Below are 17,380 nucleotides of genomic sequence, written 5' to 3' on the forward strand. Positions count from 1 at the left end.
ATTCTTTAATATTGGTTTAATTTATCAATTAAAAAATCATTTATTCTTTTAGGCTCACTTGCATAATTTAACGGTAGAAGATAATCACTACGGTTGTATTTTTTTAAACGCGTCTCAATTGCTCCTATCTTAAAGGAAACAATAGGCGTTACGGTTTGCAATGCAATGGATAACGTATAACTATATGTCTCTGGCCATATAGATGGTAACCATATCGTATCTGGCTTTAATTCAGCTAAAATACTCAATGCATCAGACTCTTTGTACTGACCAGTAAGCTCTACACCCTGGGCGCGTAATAACAAGTCATTCATAGAGAAACCCATTACGGTAAAACGAATAGGTAACTTTCTTTTTTTTGCATCTACTGCACAATTTAGAAGCACTTCAAAGCCTTTCAGCTTACTGATCGCACCAATTACTACAACATGTAAAGTGGAACCCGGTTTTTGTATATTTCGTTGTTCTTTAATAACAGGGAGTTGGTCATGAGGAATAACTTGGTAGGCTACTTCTGAGTAGTATTTTTCAAGTCTACGCTGAACGTCCTCATCAGGCACTGTCACTATATCAGCGAATTTCATAATATCTCGGTGTATCGAACGCCAATTCTCAATACTTTCCTCTCCAAAGTCGTTCCCTCTCTCTTTGAGGCAGCGGTTACATTGTTTTGAAGAAGGCTCTCCACAGTAGAAGCCATGCTCGTCAGCTAGATTAATCCTTGGACATATTACTTTATAGTCATGAATATCAATGTGCAGTGAGGCATTTAATTGCTTAGCTAACTCCATCAAGTGCAATGGTGCATCTATCGTAAAATCCACCATGCCATGAGGGTTAATAATACTGATATCTAGAGGTTCTAGTAACTTACACATTGCTTCCGTGTTAGAAAGAACTACTGAGTCTAGGTTTAGTAACTGCCGACAGTAAGGGTGCTGAAGTCTCACTCTGAAAGGTTTATGACGTTCAGGCCTAAGATAAAAAACACCTTTACCTTCTTGCATTGCTTTAGCCGCATCTTCACGCAAATGTCGCTCAGCCCCTCCTCCTCTATTATGACAAACCATTAAAATATTGTGCTCTTGAGTAAAGGTAGATAGTCGTGCCACATCTAACCTCATACGATACTTCTTTAAAGGATCACTTTTTATAAAATCGTCTACTTGCTTTTGATAATCAGGATATCGTTTTGATAAAACTTGTAGTGCATTGGTGATACGCTTTCCTTTTTCACCGAGAAAGGAAGCACCACCTAGGTGCCTTACAAATACATCTGTCGCAATTATGTTTTTCCAACCAGCTGCTATTGCACGCTGGCAAAAATCATTTTCTTCACCATAACCTTTCCCAAAAGCGTCTTCGTCAAACGAACCTAGGTGGTTTATTGCATCACGCCTGATATACATACAAAAGCCAACACCTGTAGGCGCTTCAACGTATTGGCATTGATTATACTGACTTGCTAATTGATCCAGATGTTTATAAGACGTTTCTAACGGATAGGGATTATCATGCAAAAATCTAGGATAGCTACAAATGGTGGCATTATTAGATAGTGGCGTGACAGTGGCAGTGGTCACTTCTTGGTAAGCAGCATAGCGAATCCGATCTAGCCAATGATTGTATACTTCCGTATCTGAATTTAATAACAACACATCTCTATCGCCATGAAGCGACATTCCTTTATTAACAGTACCTACAAAACCTAGGTTTTCTGCATTCTCATACAAGCTAATTAGTCCTCGCTCAGCCAGTTTCTGAAGCTCAGCGGTTAACTCTGGATCGGGGCTTTTGTCATTAATAACCACAAGCTCAATAGGCGTCGTGTACTCTGCCATTAACACACTAGCAATACAGCGCAGTGTTAAATCTTTATCTTTATAGACAGGTATAATAATATCTATTTCTAACATACCTTCAAACTGCAAGGGCTTTAACAATTTTGAAATATCTTCCCAAGGTTGATGCATTACATTAACTACTGAATTACAATTTTCCTCCCTTGTTGGTAGGCCCGAATAGTGCCCTTCTTGAAGATAGTGAACGAGTGGGTTTACTTTGGCTATTTTTACTTCAGGATTATTATCTAGGTACCATCCACCATCGAATTGAGGATTAGGGGATCTACCTTCCACGCCCCCAAAATGCAAATAGTGATATAGCGGTTCCAACTGACTTTTACGTACGTCTTTATTATTAGACAAATAGTAATTGATATCAAACCAACTACTTGGTGAATATTTTTTATGCCATCCTATCATTGTGTAATCAATCAAGGTATTGACGAACCTACCTCTGCTTTTAGACTTAGCTTTGTAAAAAGCAGGGTTAAACAACGGCATTGGTGCCCTACCTTCTCTATCGCCGTATGTTGCGTAATGTAGATAGGGGTTAATATCAGCATCGGCCACATCAGGATTATTTTCCAGATACCAACTCTCATCAAAAAGCCTATTTTTCTTGAGCAACTTTGCGATAAATGCATAATACTGCTTTTTACCACCAACTCTTATCACTACTTGTTTCAGCAACCACAGCAGCGTCATCAATGCAGCCCCATAGTACGGACTTATTTTTTTCTGTAATTGCTTTAACTTCACAGATACACCTTCATAAAATTCTATATTTGATGTAAAAAATTTAACCAGTCAAAATATTTCTTTTATATCTCTTCAACACTGAAAAAATTCAATGTATTTTTCTTTCGAAACCGCCCCTTCAGCTTTAGTAGAATAAATTTAATTCTTTATTCACTTCAACATAAGCTTTTCAAAAAACTGTCAGATATAGCCAAAACTAATATTTATTAATAACTTTCTAACAACAAACCGATTCACTAAACGCTTTACCTTGTGCATCTTTCACTGAAACAATAGGGTATTTGTTATTCGTGAATGGCCACGGGATGGATAATTCAATGTCATTCCAGATAATACAGTGCTCATCGGCAGGGTTGTAATAGTCAGTGCATTTATATTGAAACTCTGCCTGATGACTTGTTACGTAAAACCCATGAGCAAATCCTGGCGGTACCCACAGCATTTGCTTATTTTGTTCGCTTAACATTGCTCCAACCCACTGGCCGAAGGTTGGAGAGCTTTGACGCATATCCACAGCAACATCGAAAACTTCGCCTTGCGTTACCCGCACTAGCTTGCCTTGGGGCTGTTGGTGCTGGTAGTGCAAGCCACGCAAAATGCCATGGGCAGATTTGCTATGATTATCCTGCACGAACGTGTGATGACCGCAGTGAGCTTCGAATTCGCTTTGGCGAAAGGTTTCCATGAAAAAACCGCGCTCATCACCGAAGACTTGGGGTGTAATGAGCACGACATCAGGAATGGCAAGTTTTTCGTATTGCATATCTAAACCGTAAGGTGTGAAGGATGAGACTACCTTCTCCTCAACTCACCCCTCACTTATTCCCCTTTGTTTTGCGTAGGCGTTGCAGGTATTGACCGTATTGGGTTTTGGCAAGTGGCTTGGCTAGTTCGGCTAGGCGTTCGTCGCTAATCCACTGGTGCTGCCAAGCGATCTCTTCCAGGCAGGCGATTTTTAGACCTTGGCGGTGTTCAATGGTTTGCACGTATTGGCTGGCTTCTAGCAAGCTGTCGTGGGTGCCGGTGTCTAACCAGGCAAAGCCGCGGCCAAGGCGTTCTACGCGTAAATCACCACGCTTTAGATAGGCGTTATTCACACTGGTAATTTCTAGCTCGCCACGCTCAGAAGGCATTACGTTTTTGGCGATTTCAACAACATCGTTATCGTAGAAATATAGGCCAGTAACAGCATAAGCCGACTTGGGCTTTCTCGGTTTTTCTTCGATAGAGATCGCGTGGCCCTGCTCGTCAAATTCCACTACGCCGAAGCGTTCAGGGTCTTTCACCAAATAGCCAAATACCGTCGCGCCCGACGTGTGTGAACTAGCGCGCTTTAACTGATCGGAAAAGTGCTGCCCATGGAAAATATTGTCGCCTAATACCAAGCAAACGGGGCTTTCGCCGATAAACTCTTCCCCAATGATAAACGCTTGGGCTAGTCCATCGGGGCTAGGCTGCTCAGCGTATTCCAGGCGAATGCCAAAGTCTTCGCCAGTGCCTAGTAGGTTTTGGTACTGGGGAAGGTCTTCCGGTGTTGAGATAATCAGAATATCGCGGATACCTGCCAGCATAAGCACCGAGATCGGGTAGTAGATCATCGGCTTGTCATAAATTGGCAGGAGTTGCTTGGATACACCGCGGGTAATGGGGTGTAAACGCGTGCCAGAGCCACCGGCCAAGATAATGCCTTTACGGTTTTGGGGGGTGCTCATACTCAACTCACTTTAATGATTTTTTGCCAAGGATACACAGGGAAAGGCACGGATAAGGTCAACAACGAAAAACCAAAATACAAACATTAAGAATATAGTTTTATCTGTATCTTCCGTGGCAAAACTCGTGCCTTCCGTGGCTTAAAAATTATCTAGGTGTTCTTTAAGCGTTAATGCTAGCTGACTTTGCCAGGATGGCATGGTGATGCCTAATGCTTTTTCCAGCTTGCCTAGTGCCATGCGTGAATTCAGTGGGCGCTGGGCGGGCGTTGGATATTCTGCCGTGGGGATACCAGCCGTTTTTTCAGGCGTAATCGCTAGTGCTTCCCCTGCTTCACGGGCTTGGTTGAAAATCTCTCTGGCAAAGCCGTGCCAGCTGGTTTCACCGCGTGGGGCGAGATGATAAACCCCTGATGGTATATTGATGGTCAGTGGTGAGCCTTGCGTGGTGAATGCCAGCGCGGTGACTTGAGCGATTAGCCGTGCTGGCGTAGGCGCGCCGATTTGATCATTAACGATGCTCAATGCAGCCCTTTCGCGGCCCAGGCGCAGCATGGTTTTCATAAAGTTGTTGCCACGCGAGGCGTAGACCCAGCTGGTGCGAAAAATCAGGTGGCTGGCACCGCTTTCAGGCACCGCTTTATCCCCTTCCAACTTAGTTTGGCCGTAAACGCTTAGCGGCCCCTTGGGGCTATCTTCCTGCCAAGGTGATGCGCCGTTGCCTGGGTAAACATAGTCCGTTGAGTAGTGCACCAGGGGTATGCCCTGCTTCGCTGCATATTCCGCTAGCTGCGCGGGTAGCTCGGCATTTAGGCGCCTAGCCTGCTGTGGCTCACTTTCGGCTTTATCCACCGCTGTGTAGGCCGCCGCGTTGAGTATTAAGCCGGGCTGGTGCTTTGCAAGGTAAGCGTCTACAGCCTCAGGGTTAGTTAAATCGAGTTCTTGGCGTGTCGGGGCTAGGTTAATGCCGAAAGGGGCAAACTGACGCTGGAGTTCAAAGCCGACTTGGCCATTGCCGCCGGTGATGAAGATGTTCATGAAATACTACCCAGCCGTTGGCCTTGATAGCTGCCGTCTTGCACACGTTTCCACCAGGTCTCGTTGGCGAGGTACCACTGCACGGTTTTTCGTAAGCCAGTTTCGAAGGTTTCTTCAGGCTTCCAACCCAGCTCGCGTTCAATTTTACTGGCATCGATGGCGTAACGAACGTCGTGGCCTGGGCGGTCAGTGACGAATGTTATTAACTCACGGTATGAACGCTCTCTCGGCACTAACTCTTGTAGCAGATCGCAAAGCGTTTCAACGACAGTGAGATTAGCCTTTTCGTTGTGGCCGCCAATATTGTAAGTTTCACCTATACGACCTTCTGTGGCGACCTTGATCAGGGCGCGAGCATGATCTTCTACGTAGAGCCAATCACGGATTTGCTGCCCATCGCCGTATACCGGTAGCGGCTTACGAGCCAAGGCGTTGAGGATCATCAACGGAATTAGCTTTTCTGGAAAGTGGTATGGCCCATAGTTGTTAGAGCAGTTGGTGACCAGAGTAGGCAAGCCATAGGTACGTTGCCAAGCACGAACTAAATGGTCTGAGCTGGCTTTACTCGCCGAGTACGGTGAACTGGGCGCATAAGGTGTGGTTTCGGTAAAAAGGTCGTCAGTGCCTTCCAAATCGCCATACACTTCATCGGTACTGATGTGATGGAAACGAAAAGCCTCTGCCTTGGCTGCATCTTGCTGCTGTAGGATTTTCCAGTAGGCTCGAGCAGCTTCTAGCAGAACGGCTGTGCCAACAATATTGGTTTGAATAAACTCTGCAGGGCCATCAATAGAGCGGTCTACGTGGCTTTCTGCTGCTAAGTGCATCACCACATCCGGCTGGTGCTGTTCAAACAGTTCCTGCATGGCCGGGGCATCGCAAATATCTGCTTTCACAAACGTGTAGCGTTCGTTGCCTTCAACGCTTACCAGCGATTCTAGGTTGCCTGCGTAAGTGAGTTTATCAACATTCACGACACTGTGGCCGCTATTATGAATTAACTCACGAATAACGGCAGAGCCAATGAAACCAGCACCACCCGTAGTCATAATTACCTTAGGCATCACTGTTACCATTACGCTTTTGCTGCTGCTCAGTTATAAGTGATGGTACAACTTGCTTCAAAGCTTCTTTCTCTTCCAGTGCCCTTAAATGTTTAAAGGCATCTTCAGTAGCTTTATATCGCTGTGCAACATCCTTCTCTATGAACTGCAAAAGCCTTGGTAAAAACTGTTGTTCCTTTGCAGTTTGCAAAGCTTCATTGGCTTTTCTTTGCTTATTTCTACACTGTTTAAGATATTTTCGAGCACCATTCAAGTCACTGGGCAAGTCTGGAGCTAATTCAACAGCTGTATTTTTCCGCTTGGCTTTTTTTGCATCTGTGTCTTTATGATAATCTCTAATTGCTTCTTCTACGCTGTCATACCAAAAAGCTTCGCCATCTTTAATGTACACACCCGCTTGACACAGATCTTTTAAAATACCTTCAGAGTGCGAAACCATGATAATAGAGGCTTGACCTACTTTAGATTCAAAAAGTGCTTTGGCTTTTGCTTTAAAGGCGCGGTCGCCTACTGCCGTTGCTTCGTCGGAAATATACACGTCGAAATCGAATGAAAGTGACAATCCAAAGGAAAGCCTCGCGCGCATCCCCGATGAATAGGTACGTACGGGTTCATCGAAGGCATCGCCTATTTCAGCGAAATTTTCAACAAAGGCAATCACGCGCTTTACTTCGTCAGGCCTACAACCTTGTGCGCGGGCAACGAACTTTACGTTTTGCCGCCCAGTCATGTTGTTTTGCATACCGCCAGCTAATCCAACCGGCCAGGATACGCGGCTATGGCGTATAACCTCACCACGCTCTGGTGAGTCCATACCTGCTATCAATCGCAGTAGTGTTGATTTACCCGCACCATTGGGGCCAATCAACCCGACACTCACCCCTTGTGGAATCGTCAGGTTAATATTTTTTAACACCCAGTCACTTCCATGGTGGTTGTGATAGCGCTTGTAGAGATTTTTAACTTCTATCATGTGATTTGCTTTTAGAGGTGCCAAGTGGGGAGTTTAGTCGCTGCCGAACAGATCGCGAGTGTAAACTTTTTCTGCCACGTCCTCTAACTCACTGCTCATACGATTGCTAAGAATCAGGTCTGCTTCTTTCTTAAACGCTGCCAAGTCGTTAATAACTCGTGAATTATAGAAGTCTTCTTGGTGAAGTGTTGGCTCATATACAATCACTTCAATTCCTTTTGCTTTAAGGCGTTTCATTACCCCTTGCATCGCGCTTGCTCGAAAGTTATCAGACCCTGCCTTCATGATAAGCCGATAAACCCCCACCACCCGTGGGTTACGCTTGGAAACTGCTTCAGCAATAAAATCTTTGCGGGTGCGGTTGGCATCTACAATGGCTTGAATCATGTTGCTGGGTACGTCTTGGTAGTTGGCGAGTAGTTGCTTGGTATCTTTGGGTAGGCAGTAGCCACCATAACCAAAACTGGGGTTGTTGTAGTGCTTGCCAATGCGTGGGTCTAGCCCTACCCCTTCAATGATTTGCCGCGTGTCTAAGTTGTGGGTTTCGGCATAAGTGTCTAGCTCATTGAAATACGCGACGCGCATGGCTAAGTAGGTATTCGCAAACAGCTTGATAGCTTCGGCTTCGGTGCTGTTGGTAAGCAGAATGGGGGCATCTTTTTTGATGGCACCTTGCTTGAGCATATTGGCGAATTGCTCTGCCCGCTCAGAACGCTCGCCTACAATAATCCTTGATGGATGAAGGTTATCGTACAGGGCTTTACCTTCACGCAGAAACTCTGGCGAAAATATCAGGTTCTTAGTATTAAATTTTTCGCTAGCGCTTGTGGTATACCCGACCGGTACCGTTGATTTGATCACCATTAATGCATGGGGATTAACCTTTATAACTTGCTGTATTACGGCTTCCACGCTTTGGGTGTTAAACGTGTTGGTGCTGGCGTCGTAGTCGGTGGGTGTGGCAATGATGACAATATCGGCATTGGCGTAAGCGTATTCAGCGTTTGTGGTGGCCGTGAAGTGCAGGTCATCACGCTGAAGAAATTGGCTGATCTCGGTGTCTTCAATGGGTGACTGCTTTAAGTTAAGTTTATCTACTTTTTCTTTAACGATATCTACCGCAGTCACGCTGTTGTGCTGAGCTAGCAGCATGGCATTTGAAAGGCCTACGTACCCTGTTCCTGCTACCGCAATATTTTTCATAGGATCTCAAGCATTAACGTTGTGTGACTGATTTTGGGCGGCTGCGCCGCCGTTGGGCTCGTTACACCGCATTACATATTGATATTTAGCGGTTTGCTGTTGCGCTGATAAAGCGCTTCTAGTTCATATTTGAGCGCGTTCTTGGCGGTTTGTTCGCCGTGCACAAGGTGTATGGTGTGGGGCCAGCGGCGCATGCGTTTTACGAAATTGAGCAGGTCTTTTTGATCGGCGTGGGCAGAGTAGCCGCTGATGGTAGTAACCCCTGCTTTGATGTCGATACGTTGGCCATCAATGTCCACCCAACCACCTTCTGGGCCATAGTGCTGTATCGCTCGCCCTGGGGTGCCTGCACCTTGATACCCAACGAACAATACCTGGTGCCGTTCATCACCTAACATGGCTTTTAGGTAGTTCATGATACGCCCACCCGCACACATGCCGCTGGCAGCAATAACCACTGCTGGGCGGCCGGTTTTCGCAAGGTATTGAACAGTTTGCTCGTGGACTTCGTGGCTTTCTACCGTGTAGAGATTTTCAAAGTTGAGCGGGTGGCGGCCACTGCGTAAGCGGCGATGGGCTTCCTTGTCCCAGTAGGGTTTTAGCTGGCGGTACACGCGGGTAAAGCGCGCTGCCAAGGGGGAGTCGACGATAATTTCTAGCTGTTGCCACTGGCTGTTTTTGTTGCGCTGGGCTTCAAAAATGATGCCTTCAAGCTCGTATAACAGCTCTTGCGTACGGCCTATACTGAAGGCAGGTACCATCACTGTACCGCCGTTACCAAGGGCTTGCTCGATGGCATTTTTAAGCGTGGCGCGGCGCTTACGGCGGTTGACGTGCTGCCGGTCGCCGTAGGTGCTTTCGAGAATTAGCTGGTCGCAACCGTAGGGTGATTTAGGCGCGGGTAGCAGTGGTGCGTAGGGTGCCCCTAAATCACCGCTGAAGACGATTCGCTCTTTCGTGCTATTGGTATGCTGATGCGCTATTTCTACGTAGCTAGAACCGAGTATATGGCCTGCCTGTTTGAGCTTGACGCGGGTAGTAATGCCCTGCTTACCCTCTTCTAGCTCATTCACAACCGTGTGCCATTTGCCGTAAGGCAGGCTGACGATTTGTGATTCAACCTGCACTTGAAAGCGCTGGATCAGGTCTGCATCACGCGTGAAGCCAATCTTTAGGGCATCTTCAATCACTAGCGGTAGCAGTATGGCCGAGGGAACCGAGCAGATAATGGGGCCTTTATAGCCCGCCGCTAGCAGGTAAGGCAGCCGCCCTACGTGGTCAATATGAACGTGGGTAATGATAAGCGCACTAATCGTGCTGATATCAAATTCAATTTGCAGCTGCTGGAAGCTGTCTTGAGCTGCATCTTCGCCTTGAAAGAGACCGCAATCTATCAGCAACGAGTGTTTACTATTGAGAATGAGCTGGTGACAGCTACCCGTTACGCCTGTTGCGCCACCGTGGTGGATGATATCTAACATCGAAAAGTCCTTTTTCGGTGGCGTTATCAGGCGACTGGGCCAATGTTTTGCAAAAAATGAAAGTCCTGCTTACCTCTTACTCCTCACTCTTCACCCCTGACTCATCAATCCCTATGATCCTTCACGATCATCATAATCATGCTAATAATAAAGGCTAGGAAGATAGTGATGATAGCGAACACACTGCTGTTATAAAGGCGGTTTGGTTCGGTGGGGTATTCTGGGAATAGCGGGCTTTGCAGCACGCTAACCTGTTTGAGCTGGCGGGCAGCTTCTAAGCGGGTGTTTTCCAACGCGGCTAATGCGCTTGAATATGTTTCTTGAGCAAATTGAGCTTGAAGTTCTAGTGTTTCGTATTCAGCCGATACGCGGTTTAACGAATCACCCGTTGCCTGCGCTAAGCGGTCGCGCTGCTCAACAATTTGGTCACGTAGTGCCGTGATGCTGCGCTCTACTTGGCGTAGCTCGGCTGACTGCGAGCTTTGAAAGCTTGCCAATGCATTGCGTTGCGCTTGCAGGCGAGCTAAGTCACCTTCTAGCGTAGCGACAACTTGGTTAATACTTTCTACCGTTGAGGTGGGCGATACTAGGCCGTACTCGTTTTGAAATTCGAGTAGTTCAGTACGCGTTTCGCGAAAACGATCTTCCAGGCGAATCATCTGCTGCTCTAAAAAACGCACCTGCTCTTCGGCTAAGCGATGGCCCATTTCATTCATATGGTTTTCGCCTGCTTCTAACAGCAATGCAGCCATATCATGAGCAAATTCCGGCGTGTAACCTTGTACATGAATATTCAGAACACCCGCATACTCATCCAACTCTATCTCTACACGGCGTAGGTAATATTTATGTAAGTCTTCAATCGGTACATCGGGGTCGCGTAACTTGGCAAAAATATCGCCGTGCTCATTGTAGTGCTGGCGAATATCGAGCTGTTCATCTAGTAAACGCAGCATATCGACAGACAGCAGATGCTCACGTAGCAATAGAAGATCGGCTGTATTGCCCCCGCCACCGCCCATCAATGAAGAAAGACTGAATTCTGGTGTGGCGACCTGAGGGCTTTCCAGAACCACTGTGGCCCGAGATACATAGCGGTCTTCTGCCCATATGAACCAATAGAAACTTACCAATGCAATCGCTAAAAAGGCTACGGCCCATTGTGGAAACTTTTTAATAAACTGAACTATTGAACCTTGCATGAATTATTTAGCCTTTAACCGATCAACAAAGCGGAGGTGCATCACTAGCCCAAGGGCGTTTAATGAGAGCGTTACTAGCCAGAAATAGAGCATGCTGGTGCCATGAACTGTTTGGTAATTTTCAAAAAAACCCAAACGCAACGTTTCTAGCCCGTGTGGAATAGGGTTTAGCATTAAGTATTCCAGCAGCCAATGGGGGAGCTGATTCAGTGGAAAGATAACACCTGAAATAATTAACAGTGGTAGAGAAAGCATACGAATTATCTTGCCAACTTCGGGCACCATGGTGGTGGTTACAGAGGTCACTAAGCCTAACCCCAGCCCTAAACTCCATAACGATAGCCAAGCGGCCATCGCACGAATGGCATTATCCGGGTAAAGCTCTAACCCGAGCATTAACCCGCCAGCGATAAAAATCAAAAACACGAATGTTCGTAGCATGCCTTCAAGGAAATTACGCACTAGCACTGGGTCTACTGGCTGCACTTGCCGATAAGCAAACAGCGCGCTATTACCTTCAATTGCCCCCATACCACGCAACATACCTTCACGTACCAGAAAAAAACCCATCATCCCCGTAATCATCCAAGGAATGAATGGAGCATTCACAATTAGCCGATCGCCGCTGATAAAGCTCCTTATCCCGACCATGATGGCTACCAAAGCAAACGGCTCAAAAACCATCCAGAACCAGCCCATTCTGTCAGCCATAGTGCGGGAAATAGCTTCCCGCATAAACATGGCGTACCAAACGCTACGAGTGACTTGCCAAGGCGTGCGGGTGCCCTTCGGCGCACCTTTTACATTTGCCATAGCTCTACTTTTAGATAAGTGAGATGTGAGACGAAAGGCGTGAGGTGTTAGTGGTTTTACCCTTCACACCTCACACTTCACCCTTTACAGATCAACTGCGACGCGGGTGGCAACAGCGATTTGGAATAGAATCTGCGTGAGCGTAGACGCTAGCTGCAGGTTGTGGGTAGGTGCGGCAGGCATGACGAGGATTTCATCGCCAGGGCGCAAGTTGACGTTGCGTGCATTCTCTACTGCGCCGTTCTGACGAACCACTAGAATGTGGTCTTCATCCGCACGGTTAGTGAACCCACCAGCGCTTTCGATGTAGTCAATCACGTTCATGCCAGGGCGAAATACAGCTGCTTGGGGCACAAGCACTTCACCGCTGATGAGCATCGAATCGCTCAACTCAGGAATGGTGATAACATCGCCATCTTGCAGGCGAATGTCAGAAATTTGGTCGTTGTAAGCAACTACCAAACGGCCGCTGGGCTCTAGCTCACGGGCACGCTCAATGAAGTTTTGGATAAGCTCAGCTTCTTGGGCACGAATTTGCGCTTCTTCATTAGTACTGGATTCAGCACTGAGATAGGTAGTTTCTAAGCGTCGCAGGCTGTCTTCCATAGACTGCTGCTGCTGCTGCCTAACGCTTTCGCGCTGTAGCGAGATACTTTCCACCGCGGTCATGTTTTCCGGTACGGGGATGGCATCTAACAGTTCGCTTAAGCGTGCATCGCGGGGTAACGCGTAACGTGAAGGCCCGTAGTAACTGCCCTCTACTTCAACCACGATGGTTTCACTACGCTTGTCGGCGCTAAACAGCACTTCATCGCCACTACGAATGGTTTGGCCGTAGAACATGTCGATAGGGAAATATTGTGCAATAGGCCCATCTTCTCGGTTGCCGCGCAGCAGAACATGGGAAACACCGCTTCTTAAGCGTGCCAGATTCACTAACTCAGCACCACTTAACTGATTGCCCAGCAATTCATAACGGTGTTCGCGGTGCACATCGCCACCCACCGCAATCGCGGGGCCGCGCTCTTCGACGACGATAGTATCGCCATCTTCAAACTGCGGCCGGGCAATAGAGCCATTGATAAGGAAATCGTAGAGGTCGACCGTGGCAACCGTACGGTCGTTACGCATTACGCGAATTTGCCGGTAGCTGCCCAAGTCTTGGTCGATGCCGCCTGCTTGATCGAGAAAATAGAGTACAGAATCGTTCGGCGTGCCTGCAAAACGGCCAGGGTTTTCAACATAGCCGGTGACGAAAACAGCAACAGGCTGAATCCCTTGTACGTTGGTGTAAACCTGAACGTTTTCTGGGTAAACCGATGTGATGGCACCGCGCACACTACTTTCTACCTGCTGGCTGTTTTGGCCTTCTACATTTAACGGGCCAGAACCAGGAATAAAGATATTGCCTTGGGCATCCACCGGTAGCACGCGTTCAAACTCAAACGCACCCCAGGCACGCACGGTAATTTGATCACCGGGCTTTACTTGGTAGCTAGCATTCAAGCCATCGCCCATCGCGCCACGAAAGCCACCGCTAAACAGGTTGGCCCCGAACGGGGGTAATTCATCTGGGTTTTGCGGCTGTGCGCTGACGGGCCCATAGGTGCCGCTACGCCAGTCGGCACGTGGCGTATCATCTACCTGTTCTTGCTGCTCACGGGCCTGCCCTTCCGGCAAAATAGTATTGGGTAGGCTAATGCTTTGTGCCCAACCCGTCGTGCTTACGGCACTACTCATAATAACCAGAGAAGCAACGGCAAGAGGGCGTTTAAACGAAAGCCGTTTAAGAAGACGAATAGCGTTCATTATTAGCGCCCTTGTGCTGCTGTTGATGTCGCGGAAGTGCTTTGGCTCAGCACTCGCTGATTTACCCAACCATTGGGTGTCTCACAGGTAAGTGCAGTACGGGCAGCGCCACTTCCTGACTCTACTACTCGCAACTGCCGACACGCTCTACCACTGGCCGCGAGGTAGGGGGCATCTGCAATAATTTCGACATTATCGCCCCAGGGGCTGCGTACTAGATTCATGACTGCCCCAGCAGGCGCTTGAGATAAAAAGCCATTGAGGTTGTCGTCGCTCAGCAGTTTGGCTGAGTCGGTATTCAGCACGTACTGCGCTTGCTGTTGTGTGCTGTTGGGATAGGTAGCGCAGCCGCTTACTACGGCAACGCTTAACGCTGCCAGCAGCATGCGAGCTGGCCGCGTTAGAAAAAATGGGCTATTTGACATGATGATTTCCAGTAAAAAGGCACGCTACCGCCCAGGGATTCTAACGGGCGTATTCCCTTGCCCTACGCTGTGCGGCTTAAAAAGTGGTTAACCTGTGCTATCAAAGCGATGCCATTGTAAGGGATTAACTGGCGAGGCTCTACGTTGACAAACCTTATACAGTTAATTAATTAAATTTTGCTACATTACCAATGAGGCACATAAAAAAAGCCAGGCCTGTAAGAGCTGGCTTTTTTTGCTACAGGATCAACAGCTTAAAAGTTAGCTTTGAAACTTGGTATGACTTGCTTCTCTAGTAAGATTTGCATAGATACCCCAAAACGAGGCTAGTAAAAAAGCATACATCATCACGCCACTATTATGAGTTAAGAATGCTTGAGACAAGCCAAAGTCGATATAAGTGACGGGGAGCAATACCCCGCCAGTGGCAATGGCGCGAATGGCTAAGTTTTCGGCCCGTATCTGCCTGGCAAACAACCGCATTGGAATGAGGTATAGCGCTAACAAAGCTAATAAACCAAGCAAGCCCCGCTTGGCAAAGGCATCTATAAACTCGTTGTGCGCATGGCCGTACGAAGCGGCCTCTTGGTCAATAACGCCCTCTTCTCCCAGTGCTGCCATCGCCTGCTCGTAGCCATTGCTTCCCCAACCTATTAACGGCTTCTCTTGAATTAACAGCGTTGCTCCACGCCACATTTCAAATCTAGAACCCACCGAGGTGGAGCGGTTTTCACCTAATATATATAAATTGACATCACTAAACGCTTGGTGGACACGGCTTTGCACACCAAACTGAGGCACGGTATAAACGGTGACACCGGCGATTAACACCGCCACAACCGCCGCGACTTTTAGCTTTGGCGAAAGTCCTGTTCCATAAGCGCGGTATAGCACCAGTAATACGATAGGAAAGCCTACCCACCCCCCTCGACTGCCTGAAAATAGCGAGCCCAGTATGCCGCCCAACGCACCTAGCAGCATGAAAGCCACCCACACATTGCGCTGTCGTTGAACAGCTGCCCACCCAAGCCCGGCCAAACAAAGCACCCCAAGCAACATACTTAGGTTGCCGAACTGGATAACGTGGGTGTGGCCACCTGCGCGAGCGACGCCTTCAAACAGCTTTTGCCACCCCGCCCAACTGCCAGCGGATATTGCTCCAACGGCAATCCCCCCCCACAAAAAAGCCAGTTTAGGCGGATGGGCAATCACCCACCACAGAGCAGGGACGGCGAGTATAAAGCGGATGGGTTTATCAATCCCCCTGCTGCCTTGAGCGTCCCACCAGGCTTCAGCAAGGCTAACAAATGCATAGGCTAATAAAGCGGCGATGACCCAACGATCCTGGACAGTAAGCTGCGGCAAGGCTCTCATTATCAAAAGACCAACGCCCGCGAAAAACAGAACCACAGCCCCCAGCGAATAGCCACTGGGGATCACCAGAGACAGGGCACCTAACAGAAAAATCGCCACACTAGTTAACCAGTGTGGCGCGTATAACGTGCCGTTTGTAGGCGATTTTTGAGACACCATTAAAGCAAGGTTCCTGATGACTGTTGAACACTCGCAAAAGCCGATAAGCCTTCACACAGGCTTGCATTATTACAGGGCTTATACTGCCGAGCCAACCACCACCTTGAAAAGATTACGTCAACATCATTCTATTAGTAAGCGTTTTTATTGATAAAACCTTTAAAAATAGTCATTACAATGATCTTTAGATCTAGCCATAAAGACCAGTTATCGATGTACCAAAGATCATACTCAACGCGACGTTGCATTTTTTGTAAGGTGTCCGTTTCTCCGCGCAAACCGTTGACCTGCGCCCAGCCAGTAATGCCAGGCTTTACCTTGTGGCGTCGCATATAAGACTCAACCAACTCTTTATACTGCTCGTTATGAGCCAATGCATGGGGGCGCGGCCCTACTATCGACATTCTTCCCTGCAGTACATTAAAGAACTGCGGCAACTCATCAAGCGATGTACGCCTTAAAAACGCACCAATTTTTGTAATACGGCTGTCGTTTTTCTTTGCTTGGGTAACCTGCCCATCATTTTCATCGTGCACATGCATTGAACGAAACTTATAGACCTTAAAGTGCCGCCCGTTGGAGCCTTCTCGGTACTGCTTGAAAAGTATTGGCCCTGGCGATGTACACTTAATGGCTAATGCAATCGCTACACATACCGGCAATATAAGCAGGGAAATTAGCGACCCGATCACAATATCTTCAGAGCGCTTGATAAATCGTGACATGCCACTCATTGGCGAAACACTTAAATCTATAGCGTAATGACCCGCCACTTCCGACATGCGATGGTTCAGCAAGTGCATATCTTGAAAAGCGGGTATAAAACGCACTTCTGCGGTATGGTTACGCAGCGCGTAAAACAGCCCCCGTACCGTTTCCCCCATTTCAAACGGTACGCAGATCCACACTTCGCGGGCGTTAGATTCACTAATACGCCGTGCGATGCGATCAATACAGACACTGTTCAATGGTGATTTAATACGCTCGACTCCGGCAATCGTGTGGCCTTCCCAGGACGCACTACGAATTCCCTTGGCAACATCGAGCACGTTTTGACTTGGCCCAATTAGAAATACAGGCCGACGCGCACCACCCCGTAAACGCACATGCCGTAGCCCTAACTGAACCAGCAGTCGCGCTCCTCCCGCCATTAGAAAAGACGCCACTAGCGTTAACCCTATCCACAGCCTTGAGTAACGCTCTGCGGCGTGAGCGAAATAGATTAAGGATGCGGCAGTAATTCCAACGGCTAACCAAACCAACAAGAGCTTTGCCAGCATGTGATAAATGGGCGTGATACGCCAACGTTTATAGCTATCTGACATACTGTTGATTACTAGTACCAGCAATGCGATGCAGATCAGCGCCAATACATATCGCTCATGGAGCTGAAATGAGCCGAAGCGCAAAAAGTGCGCTAGCCAACCACCAACAAAAATGGAGAACACATCGAAAAACGGAAAGACCACCTGCGGTGGGTAACGCTCCGAAAACGTCATTGTTTTTGGATTACCCATTGCTGTT

General features: G+C 47.7%; 14 protein-coding genes. All 14 read right to left on the bottom strand.

Annotation, left to right across the window (positions count from 1 at the left end; genetic code table 11):
• Nucleotides 1-5: 5 nt before the first annotated feature.
• Nucleotides 6-2,603 carry a glycosyltransferase gene (locus tag B6A39_RS12420; protein WP_198036715.1) on the bottom strand — a complete coding sequence of 866 codons (2,598 nt, stop codon included), beginning with the start codon at nucleotides 2,601-2,603 and terminating at the stop codon, nucleotides 6-8.
• Nucleotides 2,604-2,820: 217 nt separating this feature from the next.
• Nucleotides 2,821-3,366, bottom strand: a complete 546-nt coding sequence (gene rfbC, locus B6A39_RS12425; RefSeq protein ID WP_083006162.1) for a dTDP-4-dehydrorhamnose 3,5-epimerase — start codon at nucleotides 3,364-3,366, stop codon at nucleotides 2,821-2,823.
• Nucleotides 3,367-3,418: 52 nt separating this feature from the next.
• Nucleotides 3,419-4,315, bottom strand: coding sequence for a glucose-1-phosphate thymidylyltransferase RfbA (gene rfbA / locus B6A39_RS12430; protein ID WP_083006164.1), 897 nt, complete (start codon nucleotides 4,313-4,315; stop codon nucleotides 3,419-3,421).
• Nucleotides 4,316-4,456: 141 nt separating this feature from the next.
• Nucleotides 4,457-5,353 (bottom strand): dTDP-4-dehydrorhamnose reductase, encoded by an 897-nt coding sequence (gene rfbD / locus B6A39_RS12435; protein ID WP_083006166.1) that lies wholly within the window; start codon nucleotides 5,351-5,353, stop codon nucleotides 4,457-4,459.
• Complete coding sequence (gene rfbB, locus B6A39_RS12440) at nucleotides 5,350-6,417, bottom strand: dTDP-glucose 4,6-dehydratase (RefSeq protein WP_083006168.1); 1,068 nt, start codon at nucleotides 6,415-6,417, stop codon at nucleotides 5,350-5,352. The genes rfbD and rfbB overlap by 4 nt, the downstream gene beginning before the upstream one ends.
• A complete protein-coding gene (locus B6A39_RS12445; RefSeq protein WP_083006170.1) occupies nucleotides 6,410-7,390 on the bottom strand; it encodes an ABC transporter ATP-binding protein in 981 nt (326 codons plus the stop codon). Before B6A39_RS12445 ends, rfbB begins: the two co-directional genes overlap by 8 nt.
• 33 nt (nucleotides 7,391-7,423) lie before the next feature.
• The gene (locus tag B6A39_RS12450; RefSeq protein ID WP_083006172.1) at nucleotides 7,424-8,593 is read right to left on the bottom strand and encodes a nucleotide sugar dehydrogenase; all 1,170 of its coding nucleotides are present in this window, start codon (nucleotides 8,591-8,593) and stop codon (nucleotides 7,424-7,426) included.
• 71 nt (nucleotides 8,594-8,664) lie between these two features.
• The gene (locus B6A39_RS12455) at nucleotides 8,665-10,074 is read right to left on the bottom strand and encodes an MBL fold metallo-hydrolase RNA specificity domain-containing protein (RefSeq protein ID WP_083006174.1); all 1,410 of its coding nucleotides are present in this window, start codon (nucleotides 10,072-10,074) and stop codon (nucleotides 8,665-8,667) included.
• A gap of 104 nt (nucleotides 10,075-10,178) precedes the next feature.
• A complete protein-coding gene (locus B6A39_RS12460; RefSeq protein WP_083006176.1) occupies nucleotides 10,179-11,276 on the bottom strand; it encodes a chain-length determining protein in 1,098 nt (365 codons plus the stop codon).
• Nucleotides 11,277-11,279: 3 nt separating this feature from the next.
• A complete protein-coding gene (locus B6A39_RS12465) occupies nucleotides 11,280-12,089 on the bottom strand; it encodes an ABC transporter permease (RefSeq protein ID WP_083006178.1) in 810 nt (269 codons plus the stop codon).
• 84 nt (nucleotides 12,090-12,173) lie between these two features.
• The gene (locus B6A39_RS12470; protein ID WP_083006180.1) at nucleotides 12,174-13,898 is read right to left on the bottom strand and encodes a polysaccharide biosynthesis/export family protein; all 1,725 of its coding nucleotides are present in this window, start codon (nucleotides 13,896-13,898) and stop codon (nucleotides 12,174-12,176) included.
• 2 nt (nucleotides 13,899-13,900) lie between these two features.
• Nucleotides 13,901-14,323 (bottom strand): DVU3141 family protein, encoded by a 423-nt coding sequence (locus B6A39_RS12475; protein ID WP_083006182.1) that lies wholly within the window; start codon nucleotides 14,321-14,323, stop codon nucleotides 13,901-13,903.
• Nucleotides 14,324-14,584: 261 nt separating this feature from the next.
• A complete protein-coding gene (locus B6A39_RS12480) occupies nucleotides 14,585-15,856 on the bottom strand; it encodes an O-antigen ligase family protein (protein WP_083006184.1) in 1,272 nt (423 codons plus the stop codon).
• Nucleotides 15,857-15,987: 131 nt separating this feature from the next.
• Nucleotides 15,988-17,373, bottom strand: a complete 1,386-nt coding sequence (locus B6A39_RS12485) for an undecaprenyl-phosphate glucose phosphotransferase (RefSeq protein WP_083006186.1) — start codon at nucleotides 17,371-17,373, stop codon at nucleotides 15,988-15,990.
• Nucleotides 17,374-17,380 lie beyond the last annotated feature (7 nt).

This window comes from Halomonas sp. GT (genome assembly GCF_002082565.1).
Lineage (GTDB): Bacteria > Pseudomonadota > Gammaproteobacteria > Pseudomonadales > Halomonadaceae > Vreelandella.

Bases quoted from the DNA above. Each gene is read 5' to 3' on its own strand.
- rfbC (WP_083006162.1), bottom strand. From the start codon at position 3,366: ATGCAATACGAAAAACTTGCCATTCCTGATGTCGTGCTCATTACACCC.
- rfbA (WP_083006164.1), bottom strand. From the start codon at position 4,315: ATGAGCACCCCCCAAAACCGTAAAGGCATTATCTTGGCCGGTGGCTCT.
- rfbD (WP_083006166.1), bottom strand. From the start codon at position 5,353: ATGAACATCTTCATCACCGGCGGCAATGGCCAAGTCGGCTTTGAACTC.
- rfbB (WP_083006168.1), bottom strand. From the start codon at position 6,417: ATGCCTAAGGTAATTATGACTACGGGTGGTGCTGGTTTCATTGGCTCT.
- B6A39_RS12445 (WP_083006170.1), bottom strand. From the start codon at position 7,390: ATGATAGAAGTTAAAAATCTCTACAAGCGCTATCACAACCACCATGGA.
- B6A39_RS12450 (WP_083006172.1), bottom strand. From the start codon at position 8,593: ATGAAAAATATTGCGGTAGCAGGAACAGGGTACGTAGGCCTTTCAAAT.
- B6A39_RS12455 (WP_083006174.1), bottom strand. From the start codon at position 10,074: ATGTTAGATATCATCCACCACGGTGGCGCAACAGGCGTAACGGGTAGC.
- B6A39_RS12460 (WP_083006176.1), bottom strand. From the start codon at position 11,276: ATGCAAGGTTCAATAGTTCAGTTTATTAAAAAGTTTCCACAATGGGCC.
- B6A39_RS12465 (WP_083006178.1), bottom strand. From the start codon at position 12,089: ATGGCAAATGTAAAAGGTGCGCCGAAGGGCACCCGCACGCCTTGGCAA.
- B6A39_RS12470 (WP_083006180.1), bottom strand. From the start codon at position 13,898: ATGAACGCTATTCGTCTTCTTAAACGGCTTTCGTTTAAACGCCCTCTT.
- B6A39_RS12475 (WP_083006182.1), bottom strand. From the start codon at position 14,323: ATGTCAAATAGCCCATTTTTTCTAACGCGGCCAGCTCGCATGCTGCTG.
- B6A39_RS12480 (WP_083006184.1), bottom strand. From the start codon at position 15,856: ATGGTGTCTCAAAAATCGCCTACAAACGGCACGTTATACGCGCCACAC.
- B6A39_RS12485 (WP_083006186.1), bottom strand. From the start codon at position 17,373: ATGGGTAATCCAAAAACAATGACGTTTTCGGAGCGTTACCCACCGCAG.